Genomic DNA, 20,499 nt, shown 5'->3' with positions numbered 1-20,499 from the left:
AATTACGAATTACGAATTATTTTAATTGTGCCTGTTGTGGTTGAGTTGTATCCAAAATCTTTACGTAGGCTAGTTCTTCTTCAGTGAAAGGTTCAGCTTGTTTGATTTGTGAGGCTAATAAATCGGCGGTAGCATCAGCAATATCACCAGTGCGATTGTTCAAACGCTCTTTTAGAACTTCTTGCGGTGCTGTGCATTGGATAATCTGAATAGAAAGTTGGTGTTTTGTAGCTTGAGCGATCGCTTCTTGCCGTAACTGCTGTCTATCATACTTGGCATCCAAAATCACCGAAAATCCTTGTTTAGCCAGTATAATCCCCAATGACAACAGCCGTGTGTAAGTTTTCTCGGTCATCTCAGGTGTATACAAATCATCGCCACCCTTTTCCCACAAGGAAATTCCCCCTAAATGTTTCCGCACCGCGTCGGAACGAAGGTGAATTGCTCCCAGTTGACGGGCTAAATACTTTGCTGTGGTACTTTTACCAGAACCCGACAACCCCGACATCAAAATTAGTTCTCCCAGCTTTGGTTTAGTGTAGTCCCAAGCCTGTTTGTAATACTCACCGGCGGTTTTTGTCGCCTCTTCCTTTACCGTCGCAGGTACATTCGGATCGTCTAGCAAAAATGAATTTACCTTTGCCCGGACATAAGCCTGACGACTTAAGTACAAAGGCAGCACCTGTATGCCTTCCCAGTCTCCAGTTTGCTCCACATAGGCATTCAAAAAAGCATTACCCAAGTCTTTGCGCTGCCGCGCTTCCAAATCCATCACCGTAAACGCCACATCGTACATCACATCGACAAAGCGAAACGGCTCATTAAACTCAATGCAATCGAACAGCAGAATTTTATCGTGCCACAGCGCAATATTTCTCAGGTGTAAATCCCCGTGACATTCACGAATATACTCGTTGTGAATTCTGCTAGCGAATAATTCTGGACATTCTGCAAAAAAGTTATCTGTATATTGCTTTGTTTCTGTAAATTGCGCCTGAGTCTGGGGACCACCAATATACTTCTCAGTTTGCTGATAATTCTCATCAATTGCAGCCCGAACTTTTGGTACTTCACCAAAACTGCGAATATAATCATTCGTCTGTGATTCAGCATGGTATTGAGCCACTACCCGTCCCAACTCTTCTAAGAGTGTCTCATTTAAGTTACCCTGTTCAAAAAGTGAACTTAATAGCGACTCTTGAGGAAACTGGCGCATCTTCAGCACGTATTCTACAGCCTCAACCGTTCCCCCTAGCTGATATTGCTCCCCTACCTGAGTTATGGGCAAAACTTCTAAATACAGTTCACCAGCACCCCGTTGATTTAACCGTAACTCTTCCTGACAAAAATGCTGCCGCTTATCCAAGGTGGAAAAGTCTAAAAAGCCGAAATTCACAGGTTTTTTCAGCTTATAGGCGTAATCTCCAGTTAACAGCACATAAGAAATGTGGGTTTGAATTAGTTGAATGGGTTCTGTCACCGTATGGGGATAAAATCCAGGCTGCAACATTTGCTGAATTAAAGCTGGAAGAGTCACTTCTGTCATCTCTGGCCTCTGCGGTTCAAATACAAAAAAACCAGGAGTTCCCTCCTGGCATCATCAAGAATTATTACACAGTTTACCTAGGTTAAGAAACTGCTTCAGCTTCTGCCTCAACATCCTCAGCGTTAATTTGCGGTGGCAAAACGCTGACAACAAGCCGCTCTGATTCAGCTAGAGGTGTTACACCTTCAGGAAAGACTATATCACCAATACTCAAGCTGTCTCCCATTTGCAGGTTAGAGACATCGATTTCAATTACATCTGGGATGTTTTCTGGCGCACAACTCACTTGCAATTCAGTGATTACGGTGTCTAACACACCACCATCTTGTTTAACACCAATAGCAGTTCCCACAAAACGGAACCGAACTTCTACAGTGGTGTCGCCGTGGCCTGCAACCGCGAAAAAGCTGAGGTGGTAAGGGGTACCTTTTGCTGGATGGATCTGAAGTTCCCGCAGCAGGGCTTTGCCGCGCCAAGGTATATCAGTAACGTTTAAATCAATCAAGGTGTTGTTGACTGAAGCCCTTTTGAGCAAGCGCTCAACAGTTTTGGCCTCAATGGTCAAAGAAATTGACTCTGTACCTTTATGACCATACAAATTGGCAGGTATCAGTCCTGAACGGCGCAAAGCTCTGGGCTTGCTGCCTTCTGGACGTTTTTGAGATTCGACTGTAATAGCCATAGAAGTTGTTAGTTGTTAATTAGAGTTAGGAGAGACGCGATTAATCGCGTCTGTACAGGAGTTAGGAGTTAATTACTCACTCTTAACTCTTAACTTTTAACTAAGCACTTAGCAGGGTAGCAGGTGTGCCGTCGGGGTGCAATAAAGCACGTTTAGGCCCGTGGATGGGGTCTTCGACAATTATGGTTTGATCGCGGCTAGCTCCTAGTGAAACGATCGCGATCGGGACTTCCATTAATTCGGCTAAGAATTTTAGATAGTCCAGTGCTTGCTGTGGTAACTCTTCTAGGGTGCGGCAGTCGGTTGTTGACACTTGCCATCCTGGTAAGGTTTTGTAGATGGGACGACATCTGGCAAATTTACGGGAACTAGTGGGGAAGTATTCGCTGCGCTCGCCATCTATGTCATAGGCGACACAAACTTGGATTGACTCTAATTCATCAAGGACATCCAGTTTGGTCAGCGCCATACAATCCATACCGTTAATCCGCACGGCATAGCGACCAATGACAGCATCAAACCACCCACAGCGCCGTTTGCGTCCGGTGGTTGTGCCAAATTCGGCACCGCGATCGCACAACAATTCTCCCAATTCTCCATGCAGTTCGGTGGGAAATGGCCCCTCTCCCACACGGGTTGTATAGGCTTTCGACACCCCAATTACCCGGTCAATCATTGTCGGACCTACCCCTGTACCAACGCAAGCCCCCCCCGCCACAGGGTTAGAGGAGGTGACGTAGGGATAAGTTCCGTGATCTAGGTCAAGGAGCGTACCTTGTGCGCCTTCAAACAAAATATTGCGCCGTCGCACAATCGCATCGGATATTTTGAACGATGTATCAACAACGTAAGGCCGCAAGCGTTCTGCATACCCCAAATACTGTTCAATCACCTCTTTTGGATCTAGAGGCGGCAAGTTGTAAAGCTTTTCTAAAATGACGTTTTTATAATTAATCGTCCACTCCAACTGCTCACGTAGCCCATCGGGATCCATTAAGTCTAAAACCCGAATGCCTATACGTTCAGATTTGTCAGCATAAGTCGGCCCAATGCCCCGACCTGTTGTGCCGATCTTATGGCTTCCCCGTCGTTCTTCAGATGCCTGGTCAATCAATCGATGATAAGGCATCGTTACGTGGGCTGTCTCAGATATCAGCAGGTGGTCAGTGGAAATATTTAATTTTTTTAGTTGGTCGAGTTCTGCAATCAAAATCTGTGGATCGATGACTGTTCCACAGCCGATTATGCAATCGGTATTTGGATACAAAATACCAGAGGGAATCAAGTGCAGCTTAAAGGTCTGACCTTTGACTACAATTGTGTGTCCAGCATTTACACCCCCTTGGTAACGTACCACAACATCTGCCGAACGGCTGAGTAAGTCAGTTATTTTACCTTTTCCTTCATCGCCCCATTGGGCACCTATGACAATGACGTTAGCCAAGAGCTTATATTAAGAAGTAAAGTTTCCACAAACTATAATTAATAACATATTATTTTAATTATGTCAAGCTTCTTCTAGAACAATTTAGCTGTTTCCAATTCCGTAGGGGCGTACAGTTAAAAGGGCGGTTAAGTAGGTAGGCGTAATTAAATATAAAACCTCACCCTGTTTCTAGCTTCCCTCTCCTTTATAAGGAGAGGGATTGAGGGTGAGGTAAGCCAAGGACTAAGTTGACACGAGAACCTCTGTATGTATTATTACGTAATATTACGTGTAAATTTTGACGAAGAAGCTGCTAGAGCGATCGCTAGTGGCAAAATCCGATGTTCCTGAATTTGAATCCTGGCGTGGAGTGTTTCTGCTGTATCATCCGGCAGTACTGGTACTGCGGCTTGCATCAATATTGGGCCACTGTCCATTTCTAAACAAGCTATATGCGCTGTACAACCAGTGATTTTTACTCCAGATGCCAAGGCTTGTTCTACAGCATGAATTCCCTTGAAACTAGGTAATAAACTAGGATGGATATTAATAATATTGTCAGGAAAAGCATCAATGAAAACTGATGTTAATAATCGCATCCAACCTGCTAAAACTACCCATTCTACATCGTAGTGCCGCAATGTCTGCACAATTTTCTGATCAAACTCTTCTCGACTTTTATAGTTGCGGTGATTTAATAGAACAGCATCTACACCTCTATTGGCTGCTCTGACGGCTACTTTAGCCGAGGGGTTATTGTAAATTAAAACTTGAATTTGAGCATTTAGCTGCCCATCTTGGATAGCTTGGGCAACTACATCAAAATTGCTGCCATTCCCAGAAGCCATAATTCCCAGTTTTAAAGGAGCGACTTGTCGGCAAACATCGCTAATGCTGGGAAAAACTAAGCTAAGGGTAGAATCAAGGCGGAGAGTCATAACATTATAAGAATATTTGCGCGGGTAATGGTTCGTGCTTTGTGCAAACAGGTTTTAGTTAGCGATGTCTACGACGGGCTACGCCTACGCAGTTAAGATAACTCCGCTTCCTTTAAATCTACAATGTATTTTTTTGCCATGATACCACCCTGATTCCTCGCATACTTGGTAGCTTACCAGCATCGCCTAGTACCTGGCAAAGTTAGCTTGGTGGACTACTAGTGTTCCAAGCTAGAAAGAGCGATCGCACCAATTAAATAATCAGAAAAATCTGCACTTCCCTGCTTAAATCGCTACAAGGGACTTCCAAATAAAAAAATACTCAAGTCTGCCGCAATTAGGACGGCACTCTCTAGATTGACCTGAATTAAGTTTGAACCTTTCAAATCTGCCGCTCTTAATTTTGCGCTACTAAGGTTTGCCTTACTTAAGTTTGCTTCACTTAGATTTGCCACACTTAAATCTGCACCACTGAGGTTTGCCTCGCTTAAGTCAATTTGAACCAGATTTGATTGAATAAGTATCGCGTTTTTTAAATTTGCCTTAGACAAGTTTGCTCCATTCAAATTAGATTCGCTTAGGTTTGCACCTTCCAGGTTTGCAGAGTTGAGATTTACTCCTTGTAAATCTGCGTCAGTCAGGTTTATTTGATTGAGGATAGCACCAGCTAAATTAGCATTTTGCAGTGATCCACTAGGAGTAATCAAATAGGCTCCAGCTTTTACCGGATCAAACCCTGTAGGAAAGATAGTCGATGGGTCGTAATAGCTATGCTGGAGATTGGTTCCCTCAAGATTAGCTCCTTCCAGATTTGCCTCTATAAGCTTTACTTGACTCAGGTTAGCATTACTGAAGTTCGCCTTTATCAGCTTTGAATGTCTCATGTTTGCCCCGATCAAATTCGCTCCACTTAGGTTTGCCATGCTGAGGTCAACCCCTCCATATAGTTGAGATCCACTGAGATTTGAACGAGACAGGTTTGCATTGCTCAGATTGATTTTCTCCAGTATTTTTCCACTCAAATTTACCCCAGCCAGATTAATCCCTGTAAAATCCCGTTCTCCTCCGTTATACCGCCTCCAAAATTCTTCAACATCAACAGGTATTTCATGGCTAGGTTCCTCTGCTGCATAAATTCTGTTGACTAACCACATTATTCTCTCAATCTGGAATTGTTGAGCGCTGAAAGCTCTGATAAATAGCGGCTGCTCCTCAGCTACATTAATTTGCTCATCTGGCTCAGTTTTAGCAATATCTAGATTTTCAGAAATAGCAATTACATCTACACACGCTAGTTGTTTTTCAGGCTTTTCAACACGTTCAAAAAACTGCTTGATAATCTCCACATCATCAATATTCGTCTCTTGAGTAGATGCGTCAGTAGTACCGTTATTATTCAAGCCATTACTCAAATTAGACGAAAGATTGAGGTGCTGTTGCAACTCGGCGACTTGTGCAGTTAGAAGCGCGATCGCCTCTTGCATACTTTGAAACTGCTGTAGTTCAGTCCGATTATTAAATTCTTGTTTGATTTCATCCAAATAGCGTTTTAGCCATGCAATATTTTGCCTACGGAGATTTTGCTCCTCTTCTATCTGTTCGATTCTGGAAGCTAAAGATACTAAATCTAGTTCTGAGTCAGAGATATTCACAGATTTCTAGCAAAATAAGGTGCGCTGATCATAGTGAGTTAGCAAAAACTCTATTTGTCCAACCCTATGTATAAATTGCCCAAGATCAAGCCGATAGTAACAGCCACTTATGGCAGAGCTTTTAGTACTCACCACCAAAATAAACCTCACCTCCAACCCCTCTCCTTAGTAAGGAGAGGGGAGATAAAGCACAGCTTTATCGGGGTGAGGTTAAGCTGTACCATCGGAGACATCGCCGCACTTAAAATGTAGAATTATTAGCGATCGCACACCTAAACCTCACTAAACTAGATCAATTACTGGTAGAGTTAGCAAACTTTAAAGGCTATTCCATCATCTCAAAAGTTGTTCTGTTGAATCATAGAATGAGAAAATAAGGGTAAGTAATAATCCTCAAAGTTGCTGGACTATTTACCCAAGACAGATAAACAGCAAATTTTATCACTCAAAATCTATGACTTCGACCGTTCTCCCTGAAAGTCGGAAGCTGCCCACTCAAGCAATAGGAGGCAAAATTTTCCACTCCTGTAACATCATTAGTCTGTTTATCATGCTCACCAGTGGACTACAAATTTACAACGCCAACCCTGTTTTTGGTGGACGTGCAGGTTTTCACATTCCTGGGATATTTACTTTAGGAGGTTGGCTTGCAGGAGGTAGAAACTGGCATTTTGCAGCAATGTGGCTATTCTCGTTGAATCTCTTGTGGTATGGAATTTACGTTTTAATTACCCGGCGCTGGCGACATCGGTTTCTAGGTGCCAATGACCTCAAAGCATTACAAAAAACTCAAAATTCCCAGCGCCTAATTTATGCTTGGCATCGTATTGTCTATACAGCAATTCTTCCTATCTTGCTGCTGGCGTTATTTACAGGAATAGGAATGTATAAACCTGCTGAATTTCCCTGGATTGTGGATCTGTTTGGCAGTTGGCAAGCATTGCGAATCGTTCACTTTGCGTCAGTGCCGATGGTTGTCTTATTTGTAGTGATTCACTCTCGATTAGGGCAAAAAGCTGGAGGCACTCAACTAACAGAATCGATGTTTTGGTAAACGAACTATGGCAAGGGAGATAGGGAGACGCGGCGATATAAAGAACCAATAATAATTCAAAATTCAAGAGAATTTAAGACGGGATTTAAACCCTTTAATTTACGATAAACAATTGACTCTTTTTTTACCGAAAATTATGAACTTTTTTGATAAATTGAATCGGAATATATTGCAAAATCAAAGCTTACTATTTGTAGGACTTGATCCAAATCCAGAGATGATGCCTGTGCGTTATGAATCTGAAGAACTCATCGCTGGTTTGTGGAAGTGGTTACAATTCATTATTGCTGAAACTTCTGATTTTGTTTGTGCCTATAAACCGACACTTGGCTTTTATGAAGCGCTAGGTATTCCCGGTTTAGAACTGCTGTACAAAACTTTAGCAGCGATTCCAGGCCACATCCCAGTTATTTTAGATGCCAAACACAGTGACTTAAATACTAGTACCATTTTTGCCCGGACTGTGTTTACAGAATGGCAGGTAGATGCAATTACTCTCAGCCCCTATACAGGACAAGATCATGTAGCACCTTTTTTGGTCTATCCTGATAAAGCGGTGTTTATTTTATGCTGTACTTCTAATCCCGGTGCAGAAACTTTACAACAATATCCTACAAAGGAATCACCCCTTTATTTACAGGTAGTAAAAGAATCAAAAACTTGGGGGACTCCAGAACAATTAGGTTTGGAAGTGGGAACTACAAATCCCGAAATTTTAGCACTTATTCGAGCAATTGCTCCCGAACGAATTATTATGGCGCGTAGCATCTGGGCGGAGGGTCAAAATCTGAAGAAAATTTTAGAAGCAGGCTTGAATGCTAACGGTGATGGCTTGCTGATTCCTGTTCCTCAAGATATGTTGGGAAATACACAACTATCTGAGCAAGTCCAATCTCTACGCGCAGAAATTAATCAAATTAAAGCTGAAATTATTCACGAAAATTCAACTTGTTCTGTGTGGTTTCCTGATGTTTGTTTGCTAAATCAGCACCCCCAACAAGATTTAATTTTGCAACTTTATGACATTGACTGTATTATGTTTGGCAGCTTTGTACAAGCATCAGGAGCGATATTTCCTTATTACATCGACTTACGCAAAATTATTTCCAATCCCCAAGTTTTTAATCAAGTTCTCACTGCATATCAGGATATTTTGAAAACCCTTACTTTTGATAGATTAGCAGGTATTCCCTATGGTTCTTTACCTACTGCCACTGGTTTAGCTTTGCGCCTTCATTGTCCAATGATTTTCCCTCGTAAAGAGGTGAAGGCACACGGAACTCGGAGAGTAATTGAAGGTAACTTTCATCCTGGTGAAACGGTTGTGGTGGTTGATGATATTCTCATCAGTGGCAAAAGTGTTATGGAAGGGGCAGAAAAGTTGAAATCAGCAGGATTAAATGTTAATGATATTGTGGTATTTATCGATCATGAACAAGGAGTAAAAGACAGATTAAAGCAAAATGGTTATTGCAGTTATGCAGTTTTAACTATTTCAGAAATTACTAATACTCTGTATCAAGCAGGGCGAATAAGTGAGGAGCAATTTTTAGCTTTTGCTGAAAGTTAGTAATCGAAATAATGGGTAGTGGAGAAAGATTTCTCTTATCTACTTACCATTGAGCATATTTAATTCTCAGGATCAATCTAGTAACTAGAATAATTTGGATTTTTAAATTAATTATGAATTTTTCACTGAATCAACTACTTAGATGGTTAATTTTTACGCTGCTATTTCCTCTAGTCTTTCTCAATGGTTGGCTAGCATTTTTACTTGTTAAAAATCTTCAACCTGTCGTAACAATTCTTGTTTTGGCTACTTTGCTTGCATTCGTTTTAAACTATCCTGTTTCGATTCTCCAAAAGCGGGGAGTTAAACGAGGCTATGCAGTAGCATTAGTTTTTATATTAGCATTGGTAATTGTTGTTGCTCTGGGTATCACTTTATTGCCCATTGTTTTAGAGCAATTTAATGAGATGGTTAAAGTCCTTCCCCAATGGATTGATTCTAGCGAAGAAAAACTTCAGATTTTAAATGATTGGTTTTTTAGGCACAAATTAAATGTGAATCTAAGTCAGTTATTAGCACAAATAACCAACAAATTGCCCAATGAATTAGAGTTTGTTTCCGATAAACTTTTAAGCATTATTATAGATACTATTGATAGTATTTCTGAGTCATTAATCACAGTAGTATTTACTTTTTATCTTTTGTTAGATGGGCCAAGAATTTGGGAGGCGATATTTAAGAAGTTACCTGGAAATTTTGCCCAGGAGATTAGCCAGTCTATTCAGCAAAACTTCCAAAATTACCTAATTGGTCAGGGAAGTTTGGCTTTGCTGATGGGAGTTTCAATAACATTATTGTTTTTAGTTTTTCAAGTCCAGTTTGGTTTACTCTTTGGTTTGGGAGTTGGGCTTTTGAGCTTAATTCCCTTTGGTGATGTCGTCAGTCTGATTGTAATCACTTTCATAATAGCTACACATGACTTTTGGCTAGCAGTGAAGGTTCTGGCGGTAGCTGCTGTCATTGACCAGTTAATTGATCAGGCGATCGCACCACGATTATTAGGTAAATTTACTGGACTTAGACCAATATGGGTATTAATTGCTTTGCTTGTAGGAACCAATGTTGGTGGAGTTTTGGGTTTGCTAGTCGCAGTACCTGTAGCTGGTTTTATCAAAGATGTAGTAGATGGTTTTTCTAAATCTGGTGATTTTGATAATGCTGTTGATGGTGAAGCAGGATCAGAATTGCTGGCAGAGGAATCAATATCGCAATAAGTTGTGGATAAAAAAGCCCCCAGTATTTCTACTAGGGGTGAGATATAATACCATTTCACTTGATGTTTGTCGGAGATGCCCCTGTTAGTGCCTCTAGTTAGACGAGAGGCTAGAGTATTTCTCAAATATTACAGCAAAAAGTGATCAGGTATAAAATTAGCCAACATTTGCCAAGAGCAATTCTCGTTTTTCTGATTTTTTGACTCTTATCTGAGAGTCATCATCAACATCGATAATTGCTGTGTCTCCATCTGTAATTTCACCAGACAGCATTGCTTCGGCGAGAGAATCTTCTAGGAGGCGCATAATTGCTCGACGTAATGGCCTAGCACCATAACTAGGGTTGTAGCCTTCTTGGATTACACGCTCTTTGAAGCGATCGCTAACTTCTAGGATAATTCCCCTTTCCGTCAAGCGGCTAGCAACATCACGGAGCATAATCTCAGCGATTTGCTTAACTTCATCCTTGGAAAGCTGGGTGAAGACGATAATTTCATCGAGACGGTTGAGGAATTCAGGACGGAAGTAAGCTTTCAATTCCTCATTTACCAAGGTGCGGATGCGGTTATAACTAGCGTCGGCTTGAGTGTCGAAGTCAAAGCCTAAGCCACTACCACCTTTTTCAATCACTTTGGAGCCGATGTTGGAAGTCAAAATGATCAGCGTGTTCTTGAAGTCAACTTTCCGACCTTTAGCATCGGTAAGATGACCGTCATCCAAGAGTTGCAGCAGCATATTGAATACATCGGGGTGTGCTTTTTCGATTTCGTCGAATAGCAGTACCGTGTAGGGTTTCCGCCGCACAGCTTCTGTAAGTTGTCCGCCTTCGTCGTATCCCACATAACCAGGAGGCGAACCAATCAGCTTGGCGACGGTGTGGCTTTCCATGTATTCGGACATATCTAGGCGAATCATCGAGTCTTCCGAACCGAAGAAGTAGCCAGCTAGTGCCTTCGCCAATTCTGTTTTACCGACTCCAGTCGGACCAGAGAAGATAAAGCTAGCAATGGGACGATTGGGATTTTTTAGTCCGACGCGGGCGCGACGGATACCGCGAGATACAGCTGAGACTGCTTGCTCTTGTCCGATCAGCCTCTGGTGCAAAGTGTCTTCGAGGTGCAGGAGCAACTCTGACTCAGATTCAGTTAACTTGTTGACTGGTACGCCAGTCCAAGAGGCAACGATTTGGGCGATGTCTTCTTCGTCAACGACATTAGAGTTGACAGGTTGACCATTTTGTGCAAATGTTGCTTGCAGTTGTTCTGCGAGTTCTAACTCTTGGTCGCGGAGACTTCCAGCTTTGTCAAAATCTTGGACTCTGACTGCTGCTTCTTTAGATTTGGTAACGCCAGCAAGTTCACGCTTGAGTTCTTTATTCGGAGAACTCTGAGAGTTCCGTAGATGAACGCGAGAACCTGCTTCATCAATCAAGTCTATTGCCTTATCGGGCAAGAAGCGATCGCTAATATAGCGATCTGATAATTCTGCTGCTGCTACAAGTGCCGCATCCGAAATTGTGACTTTGTGGTGTTGTTCATAAGCACCGCGCAAGCCGTAGAGAATTTGTACGGTTTCCTCTACTGAGGGTTCCCCGACCATAATCGGTTGGAAACGACGCTCTAGGGCGGCATCGCGCTCAATATGCTTACGATACTCATCAAGGGTAGTTGCGCCGATGCACTGGAGTTCACCTCGTGCTAAGGCAGGTTTGAGGATGTTGGCTGCATCCAAGCCACCTTCTGTACCACCAGCCCCAACCAAGGTGTGAATTTCGTCAATCACCAGGATGATATTGCCGACAGTGCGGACTTCTTCCACGACTTTTTTGATGCGTTCTTCAAAATCGCCACGGAAGCGAGTCCCAGCTACCAATGACCCCATATCGAGGCTGATAACTTGTTTGCCCTGTAAGCTTTCGGGAACATCCTGATTGATAATACGTTGAGCTAGACCTTCAGCGATCGCAGTTTTACCAACTCCTGGTTCTCCAATCAACACTGGGTTATTCTTAGTGCGGCGACCGAGAATTTGGATAGTCCGCTCAATTTCCTTCTGGCGACCAACTACGGGGTCGAGTCTGCCTTCTTGTGCTAATTTGGTCAAATTCCGGCCATACTCTTCCATCGTTAGCGGTTGGGTGCGCTTTTGACTACCACTACCAGCGAAAGCTGGTGAATTTTCACCCAAACGGCGAACTATGGCACTGCGGACACTCTTGAAGTCAACCCCTAGATTTTGCAGTACTTTGGCGGCGACACCTTCACCAGCCTCGGTCAATCCTAAGAGTAAGTGTTCAGTGTTAATGTAATTCTGTCCCAGACTATGAGCTTCTTTAAAGGATTGCTCAAAGAGACTTTTCACCTTGGGTGTAAAAGGAATTTCCGGTGGTACAAAGCCAGAACCCCTACCAATAATTTTTTCTACCTCACGGCGGGCATCTTTGAGGGTAACGCCTAATTCGGCCAGCACTTTGGCAGCAACCCCAGTTCCTTCTCCCATCAAACCCAGGAGAATTTGTTCAGTTCCTACAAAGTTGTGTCCCAGGCGACGTGCTTCCTCCTGAGCTAGCATAATTACTCTAATGGCTTCGGAAGTGAAGTGTTCAAACATAATGGGTTCTTGCTCCCTCGCTGCTTGGACTTTGGGTGAGATAAAATTCACCCTCATCTAAAGTTTTTTGTATTTTCTTAAGGACTAATGTAACTTTATTTAAAGTTAGGTGGCAGTGGTGAGAGCCGTAAGACCTCAGGTGTAGTTGCCGTCTGCTATGAGTGAGGAGTTAGGAGTTAGGAGTTATCAGTGAGGAGTTATAAGTAGGTAAGGAGTTATCAATTTTACAATGACTTTTTCAGTGTAGAAGATGATTTTCTTTTGCCTTTTCTGCTCCTCTGCTTTCGGCTAAACTTTAAGACTAAGACTCAGCATTCTATAACTCCTAACTTCTCACTCTTAACTTCTCACTCCTAACTCCTAACTTTTGACTCAGGACTGACAATGACTGATGCACCCGCAGGGAAAGACCAACAACATCCTCTTTATAATCGCGATCGCCCTGTTATTGATATTTTACTCCTTCAAGAGGCGACAGACTATAATTTAGCAGAATTGGCTAGACTGCGAATGCGTTATCAAGGGTTTCCAGGGGCGAGAGACATCCAAAAAGACCTCGATAAAGTCTTGCAGCAGTGGGGTTTGACCGAAGCCGAGCTTTTTGAGAAAACTCGCAAAATTCACGATTTGGGGGGAATTTACAAAAGTCGCGGCAAGAAAGAAGAACAGGATTGGAATTAGGGGATTGGGCATTAAGCATTAATCACTAGACTGCTAACAGACGCGATTAATCGCGTCTCTCCTGTACAGACGCGATTAATCGCGTCTCTCCCCACTCCCCACTGGAATGACGATCGCTAATTCTGTACCTTTGCCTAACTCAGATGTCACTGTGAGTTGTCCACCATGTTTTTCTTCTACAATCTGCCGGGAAATTGACAATCCCAAACCTGTACCTTTTCCTACTGCCTTGGTGGTAAATAAGTAATCAAACACTTTTTGCTTGACATTTTCCGACATTCCCTGGCCATTGTCTTGAACTCGGATCAAGACGTGATGCCGATCTTCAGACAAACTGGTTTTAATTGTGATGCGATTGGGATTGTCTTTGATTTGTTGGAAACTACACCCTTTGTTAGATTCTTCCAAAGCATCAATAGCGTTGGCAATAAGATTCATAAACACTTGGTTGAGTTGCCCAGGAAAGCATTCTAATTGAGGTATTTGCCCATAATCTTTGACTACTTCAATGTCAGGATGATGCTCATTGGCTTTTAATCGATGGTTCAGGATGAGTAATGTACTTTCAATGCCTTCATGAATATTAAAAGGAACCTTGCGATCGCTATCTCCTCTAGAGAAGGTGCGGAGACTGGCGCTGATGCCACGGATGCGATCGCTACCTTCTTTCAGGGAACAGATGAGTTTAGGTAAATCTTCTTGGAGATAGTCTAAATCAATTCTGGCGATCGCTTCTTCAATTTCTGCTCCCGGATCAGGAAAGGTTTGCCGATAAAGGTCGATTAGTACTAATAAGTCGTGAATATATTCCTGAGCAGGTTTCAAGTTGCCTGCAATAAAATTAATTGGATTATTAATCTCGTGGGCGATCCCTGTAACGAGCTTGCCCAGTGCCGACATTTTTTCCTTTTCCACGAAACTGTTGTATTGTGACTGTTGCAGGTCGTGCAATGCTTGGGTTAATTGTACTGTTTGTTTTTCTATGATGATTAAATCGCGGTATGACCTTAAAGCAGTGATCGCACTTGTAATTAACTTTTGGCGAGTCAGTTCCACCTTCAACTTATAATCATTGATGTCATAGTTAAAAATCACTGATTCTTCAGGCGCATCTCCCGGTTGTCCTGTGCGTAAAATCACCCGCACAATCTGATTTTTCAATTCTTCCCGAATATACTTAACCACCCTTAACCCAGCATCATTAGTTTCCATCACCACATCTAATAAAATAAACGCGGTATCTGGGTGAACTGCAATCAGTTTTTTGGCTTCTGTTCCCGAAAAAGCAGAGAGAAAATTTAAAGGTTTGCCCTCAAAGGTAAAACTTCTCAAAGCCAGCTTGGTTGCTTGGTGGACTTCAACATCATCATCCACAATCATCATTTTCCAAGGTTCAGAAGTCTCTTGTCTCTGACTCTCTACCTCCAACGGAGTTAAGTGAGTTTTCTCACTTATCTGCTCTTGATCATCTTCAAATATGAAAACTTCATCATCTGTCGGTGAGAGAAACATATCGGTATCGTTAAGCATTGCTAACCAACTTTGTTAAAAGGAACAAGAAAACTTAATAGTTTGTGGTCAGAGGTAGTGTCACTGTAAATAGCGTTCCCTTTTCTACTTCACTATGAACATTAATTGTCCCTTGCAGCTTTTGAGTAATTAAGTTGTAGACAATATGCAGACCTAAACCACTGCCTCCTTTTTGCCTAGCAGTGGTGAAGAAAGGCTCAAAAATTTTGTTTAAGTTTTCTGGCGGAATGCCGCAACCATCATCACTATATTGAATCACAATAGCCTCACCTTCTGGCTTCACCTGAATCCGCAACTGCCCTGATTCATGAAGTTGATAGGCATGAGTTAAGGAATTCATCACTAAGTTGGTGAAAATTTGCGCTAAAGCCCCAGGATAGCTGTTGATGGTGAGAGTTTCATCTCCTGTCACAATCAGGGTATGGCAAGCTTGTTTGAGTTTGGGATTTAAGCTGATGACAATTTCTTCCAAATACTGCTTGACGAAAAATGTCCGGTGTTCCAAACTGGTTTGATCCACCGCTACTTGCTTGAAACTTTGCACGAGTTCTCCGGCACGATTTAGGTTGCTGAGAATCAAGTCAGTACTTTCTTTCGCAATCTCCAGATAGTTGTTTAAGACTGAACGCTTTAATTGACCTTGTTCGACAGCCCTAATAAACGATCGCGTTTCGTCAGCTAAAGTAGAAGCAACGGTGATACTAGTGCCCACAGGTGTATTAATTTCATGAGCAACCCCAGCCACAAGACCACCCAAAGCCGCCATTTTCTCAGATTCCACCAGTTGCTTCTGGGTAACTTTCAGGTCTTTTAGAGCTTGAGACAGTTCTTGAGTTCGTTCAGTTACCTTTTGTTCCAAGGTGTTGTAGAGGGTAGCATTTTCAATGGAGATAGCAGCTTGAGACGAAAGCAAATTCAGAACTTCCACCCGTTCTGGTGTAAAGACTCCAGTTGTGAGATTATTTTCTAAATAGACAATCCCGATCAAATTGCCTTGATTGAGGAGGGGAAAACTCAAGATAGATTTAGGTTGCTGTTGATGAATGTAAGAATCACGAGTGAAATTACCTTCATTAGCAGCGTCGCTTAATACAATACTATCTTTGGTACGAACAACGTAATCGATAATAGCATTAGATAATATTGGTTTACTGAAGGTTTCGATGACTTTAACTGCATCTGAGTCAATTGTTCCTGATGCTGCAATCTGCCATTCTCCCTGTTGCTTCAGAAGTAAATAACCCTTTTCTGCCCCAGCATTTTCGATGACAATTGTCATCAGTTTAGTCAACAAAGTATCGAGCTTAATTTCTCGCCCCAGAATTTGGGAGGCTTTGAGGATGCTTTTTAAGTCTAAGGAAAATGATATGCTGGTACTACTGGTGGAGATGGTTTTAGAGGTTGGAAGTTGAGACTTTCTTTCGGCTTGGTTGAAAAATTGGGAATAGCGTTTTTCTAAATCTGCTACTTTGGCTTTAGCTCCCCAGCGAGTGTAGGCATAATAAGCATTGAGTAGATAATCTTGGGCAATTTTGTCTTTACCCCATTGGAGATAAAATCTGGCAGCAAGTTCATTAGCGATCGCTTGTTCGTTGAGATATTCATGAACTGTAGCTTTAGCGATCGCGCGATCGTACATCTCAATAGCCTCAGCTTTTTGTCCTAAAACTCGATGCCGTTCAGCTTCCACTAAATAAAATTTGTGCAAGAAATTTGTCGGCGTGTAGTTCGCCCAATTCTGCATTTTCACTTGATTTGCTGTGACTTTTTCTAATAAGCCTGCTTGTGCTGACGGCAGTGCATCAGCATATAAAGCTAACGCCGTCAGAGAATCATAAAAATTGTAAAGTGGTACGATTATGTTTCCTGTTAGTGCATTTAGACACTTTTCTAACTCTTGGACATTGGCTGCCGCCTGCGGGAAATCTTGGAAAAGATAGCAGAGAAACAACTTAGAGAAATATAGGTACGCCAGTCCAATGCCATCATTAGCTTGCTGATGCCAGGGTAACATTTGCTCCTCCCGATAAGCTGCCCCACTTAAAAGACAAGGGTTTTCAGTTGTTTCTAGCAGATTTAAGATTAACTGCCAATAAATAGCTAGATACTCAAAAACCGCTTTGTTTTGGACTTGACCGAGGGAATGACTGTAGTTAGCAATTTGCCGTTGAACTTCCACCAAGTCTTGGCCAATCGCCCATAAATGCATGCTATTAATGATCGCACAACTATCTGAAAATTCTATATCTCCTGTGTCTCTACCAATTTGATAAGCTTCCCTTAAGGACTTGATCGTTTGCTGGAGTGGTTCTTGCCAATGGCGGATGGAAGTATTAAATACAAAGCTGATGTAACATTTGAGATGTTGAGCATCGTAGCGTTCTAACAAACTCAAAGCAAGTTTACCAAATTGATAGCCCAATGTAATCTCTTCCAAGACTCCACAGAGAATTAAACCGTACGTCACATAGGCAACCGTTGATAGTTCTGTATTGCCATGTTCCAGAGATAAATTCACCATCTCTAAACCAAAGAATGGGAATATCTCAGGCGCTCCCCGAAAGGCAGGTGACATGACGCTGGAAAGAATTTGCATCGCTGCTAGTTGGTGGGCTTCCCGCATTTCGGGCAGGTTGATTAGGTCTTCGACTTTCCTTCCCGCCAGATGATCTGCTGTTTGCTGTAACACTTTGCTCAGTTCTGAGTGATTTAGAGGAGAGGGAAAATTAATTCCCAAGGCTTGCAGAACTTCTAGACCGGTTGCGATCGCTGCTAGGAATTTATTCTGCATTGAAAAGCCTTGGATTTGAATTTCATAAACTTTCACCTTGTCTAATAAAACTTGAGTATTTTCTAGTACCTCTTCTACACATCTATTCATCTGTGTGAAGTCACCACACACAACTGCTGCTTCTGCTGCTGACTCAAATAATGCCAAGCTCAGGTCATAGTTTGTTTGCCAAGAATCTGCTGCTAGTAATTTAATGCCGATTAAAAAATATCCCATAGCAGCTTCATAAGCAGCAGATGCTTTGGCTTTACGTCCTGCTAATAAATTTAACTTGAGTAATTCGTTCTGTTCGCTTTGAGTGTTAATTAACTCTGCACCAATATTTAAGTGGTTAACAATTTCAAAAATTTTCTCTTCTTGCTCTGCTGTTGATGTATTGCTCAATATCAGTCGCCCAATTTTCAGGTGGGTTGCTTGCTTTTGCGCTTCTGGAATCAGAGAATAGGCAGATTGTTGGACGCGATCGTGCTGGAATTTACAACTAGCTTTTTTCTCATCCCCAACATTTCTTAGGTAATATTGATTATTTGAGAAAACAATTAAACCTTCTTGTAGTGCTGGTAATAAGTGGTCTAATACTTGCTTGGCTGATTCCTCAGAAATAACTGCCAAGTTAGACAAATCAAAATTATTACCAATACAAGCCGCTAACTGCAAATTTCTCTGAGTGCGTTCTGGCAAATTGACAATTTTTTTTGTCATTAATTCCACAACATTATCAGTAATGTCCTTGGCTTGAATCTGCTCTAAATCCCAGCACCACTGCTTTGTTGGATAATCAAAACTGAGTAACATATCTGTATAGAGAGATTTCAAAAATTCAGTGATAAAGAAAGCATTCCCCTGAGTTTTTTCAAAAACCAAATTAGTTAATGGCTGACTAAAGATAGTTGAACAGCCCAATGCTTCCGCAATTAAAGCATTTACATCTTTTGGAGTGAGGTTTTCTAAATGAATCTTGGATACAGATCCTCCCTCTTTCTCAATCTCGTCCAAAGTAGTCATCAATGGATGGATAGAATCTACTTCATTATCTCGATAGGCTCCGACGATGAGTAAATTTTGAATGTTGCGATCGCCTAAAATAATCTTGAGCAGTTTTAGCGAAGCACTATCAGCCCATTGCAAATCATCAATGAAGAAAACTAGGGGATGTTCAGCCTGACAAATAGCCTTGATAAAGTTTTGGAAGACTAAATTAAAACGGTTTTGGGCTTCTTGTCCAGCCACCTGAGCTACAGGAGGTTGTTCGCCAATCACTAATTTTAAATTAGGAATGACATCAATTAAAACCTGTCCATTATTGCCAACAGCAGTTAATATTTTTTCTTGCCATTGTTTTAAAATGGATTCGCTTTCGGTCAATAATTGATTACACAGGTCATTGAATCCTTGAGAAATCGCGTAGTAGGGAATATTTTTTTGGTACTGGTCATATTTACCAGTAATAAAATTGCCGCGTTTCGCTGTTATGGGTTTATGAACCTCATTGACTAAAGCTGATTTACCCACTCCCGAATAGCCTGCAACCAGCATTAGTTCAGTTGTACCATTGGTAATGCGATCGTCCTCTGGACACGCTACGCGAACGAAAGCCGCCAATAGCGTCTCTAATTCTGGTTCCCGTCCATAGAGTTTTTGCGGAATTATAAACCGATCAGAGACATCCTGACTACCCAATGGAAACACCTCAATTTTCCCATTGGTTTGCAGTTGACGCAAAGATTCTTCTAAATCTGCCTGAATACCATAAGCGGACTGATAGCGGTCTTCGGCATTTTTCGCCATCAGCTTGATCACAATATCACAGAGGACTTGGGGAATGGGAAAAGAAGCCTCACCCACTTTGGGCACCCTCTCCTTACCAAGGAGAGGGTTGGGGTGAGATTTATTCATATTTGGTGGTTGTTTAGCAATATGGCAATGAATCAACGCTAGAGCATCATCGCCTTCAAACGGCACTTCTGTTGTTAGTAACTCATAAAAGGTCACTCCTAAAGAATAGAAATCGCTGCGATAGTCAATCGCCCGATTCATTCGACCTGTTTGCTCAGGAGAAATGTAAGCAATAGTGCCTTCTAGAACATTGGGATTTTTGAATGATTGGGTTTCTCGTGACAGAACAGTAGAAATACCAAAATCGATGATTTTAAGTTGTTTGGTGTCGGGGTTAAAAACAATATTTGAGGGGTTAATATCTTTGTGAATGATATTAGCAACGTGGATTTGTCTAAGGCTTTCGACGATAGAAATACTCAACTGGAGAAACTCTTCTAACTCTATTTTTCCAGCTAGCTGCAATTGAGCTAAAGAACTACCGCCGAAATCTTCTAACACTAAGACTGGTCGTTGTTGGTGAGTTTCCAAAGCGTAAACTTGGACAACTCCTGCGAGATGGAGATTGTGGATAATGTCATATTCACGCTGGTAACAAGCAATGCGTTCTGGCGAAGGATAAGCATCTCGCAGGGTTTTGAGAATTACAGGTTGCTCATCGGCTTCCCGGTAGCCTCGATAGATCAGAGAGTTGCTGCTGTCGTAGATTTGGTCAATAATTTTATAGCCGGAAAGCGTGAGCATAGTTTGGGTACTCCTTAAAAGTGGGTTAATGCTGTCCCAGTTACTTTGTTGGAGTTAGTGTACCCATTTGGAGACTTTATATCATGTCCGCCAGATTACCCATAATAAAAGAACCCCACCCCGCTCTTCAGGAGGGGAGACAAAGCATAGCTTTGGCTCTTTGAGGTTCTTCGGGTTTAATAAGCAATCAAGCGGACATGATATTACGAACAAAAAGATCCCCGA

Annotated in this window: 12 protein-coding genes; 4 read left to right on the top strand and 8 right to left on the bottom strand. The window is 42.0% G+C overall.

The window, feature by feature from the left end:
- Window positions 1–16: 16 nt before the first annotated feature.
- From V7K31_RS26255 to V7K31_RS26235, 5 genes are all read right to left on the bottom strand, one after another.
- Window positions 17–1,546 carry a bifunctional aminoglycoside phosphotransferase/ATP-binding protein gene (locus tag V7K31_RS26255; RefSeq protein WP_335098209.1) on the bottom strand — a complete coding sequence of 510 codons (1,530 nt, stop codon included), beginning with the start codon at window positions 1,544–1,546 and terminating at the stop codon, window positions 17–19.
- Between the two features lie 82 nt (window positions 1,547–1,628).
- The gene (locus tag V7K31_RS26250) at window positions 1,629–2,228 is read right to left on the bottom strand and encodes a 50S ribosomal protein L25/general stress protein Ctc (protein WP_335098207.1); all 600 of its coding nucleotides are present in this window, start codon (window positions 2,226–2,228) and stop codon (window positions 1,629–1,631) included.
- 100 nt (window positions 2,229–2,328) lie between these two features.
- Entirely contained in the window at window positions 2,329–3,672 is a 1,344-nt protein-coding gene (locus V7K31_RS26245; RefSeq protein WP_335098205.1) for an adenylosuccinate synthase, read from the bottom strand.
- A gap of 257 nt (window positions 3,673–3,929) precedes the next feature.
- Window positions 3,930–4,592 carry a phosphoribosylglycinamide formyltransferase gene (purN, locus tag V7K31_RS26240; protein ID WP_335098203.1) on the bottom strand — a complete coding sequence of 221 codons (663 nt, stop codon included), beginning with the start codon at window positions 4,590–4,592 and terminating at the stop codon, window positions 3,930–3,932.
- Between the two features lie 293 nt (window positions 4,593–4,885).
- Window positions 4,886–6,244 (bottom strand): pentapeptide repeat-containing protein, encoded by a 1,359-nt coding sequence (locus V7K31_RS26235; RefSeq protein WP_335098201.1) that lies wholly within the window; start codon window positions 6,242–6,244, stop codon window positions 4,886–4,888.
- 454 nt (window positions 6,245–6,698) lie between these two features.
- Here V7K31_RS26235 and V7K31_RS26230 point away from each other — a divergent pair, with 454 nt between their 5' ends.
- The 3 genes from V7K31_RS26230 (at window position 6,699) to V7K31_RS26220 (ending at window position 10,082) form a co-directional block, all read left to right on the top strand.
- Entirely contained in the window at window positions 6,699–7,298 is a 600-nt protein-coding gene (locus V7K31_RS26230; protein WP_335098198.1) for a cytochrome b/b6 domain-containing protein, read from the top strand.
- Between the two features lie 136 nt (window positions 7,299–7,434).
- Window positions 7,435–8,868 (top strand): bifunctional orotidine-5'-phosphate decarboxylase/orotate phosphoribosyltransferase, encoded by a 1,434-nt coding sequence (locus tag V7K31_RS26225; protein WP_335098196.1) that lies wholly within the window; start codon window positions 7,435–7,437, stop codon window positions 8,866–8,868.
- 113 nt (window positions 8,869–8,981) lie between these two features.
- Window positions 8,982–10,082 carry an AI-2E family transporter gene (locus V7K31_RS26220; RefSeq protein WP_335098194.1) on the top strand — a complete coding sequence of 367 codons (1,101 nt, stop codon included), beginning with the start codon at window positions 8,982–8,984 and terminating at the stop codon, window positions 10,080–10,082.
- Between the two features lie 156 nt (window positions 10,083–10,238).
- Here V7K31_RS26220 and V7K31_RS26215 read toward each other — a convergent pair whose 3' ends face one another.
- Window positions 10,239–12,692 (bottom strand): ATP-dependent Clp protease ATP-binding subunit, encoded by a 2,454-nt coding sequence (locus V7K31_RS26215; RefSeq protein WP_335098315.1) that lies wholly within the window; start codon window positions 12,690–12,692, stop codon window positions 10,239–10,241.
- Between the two features lie 384 nt (window positions 12,693–13,076).
- Between V7K31_RS26215 and V7K31_RS26210 the strand changes: the two genes are divergently transcribed.
- Window positions 13,077–13,373, top strand: coding sequence for a DUF3288 family protein (locus tag V7K31_RS26210; RefSeq protein WP_335098191.1), 297 nt, complete (start codon window positions 13,077–13,079; stop codon window positions 13,371–13,373).
- A 75-nt stretch (window positions 13,374–13,448) separates the two neighbouring features.
- Here V7K31_RS26210 and V7K31_RS26205 read toward each other — a convergent pair whose 3' ends face one another.
- Window positions 13,449–14,903, bottom strand: a complete 1,455-nt coding sequence (locus V7K31_RS26205) for a hybrid sensor histidine kinase/response regulator (protein ID WP_335098189.1) — start codon at window positions 14,901–14,903, stop codon at window positions 13,449–13,451.
- Window positions 14,904–14,937: 34 nt separating this feature from the next.
- Window positions 14,938–20,274, bottom strand: a complete 5,337-nt coding sequence (locus V7K31_RS26200) for a trifunctional serine/threonine-protein kinase/ATP-binding protein/sensor histidine kinase (protein WP_335098187.1) — start codon at window positions 20,272–20,274, stop codon at window positions 14,938–14,940.
- Window positions 20,275–20,499: the final 225 nt, after the last annotated feature.

Origin of the sequence: Nostoc sp., assembly GCF_036917675.1 — a bacterium.
Classification (GTDB): Bacteria; Cyanobacteriota; Cyanobacteriia; order Cyanobacteriales; family Nostocaceae; genus Nostoc.
The sequence above is the reverse complement of the archived record's forward strand: the minus strand, read 5'-3'. Positions and strand labels throughout refer to the sequence as shown.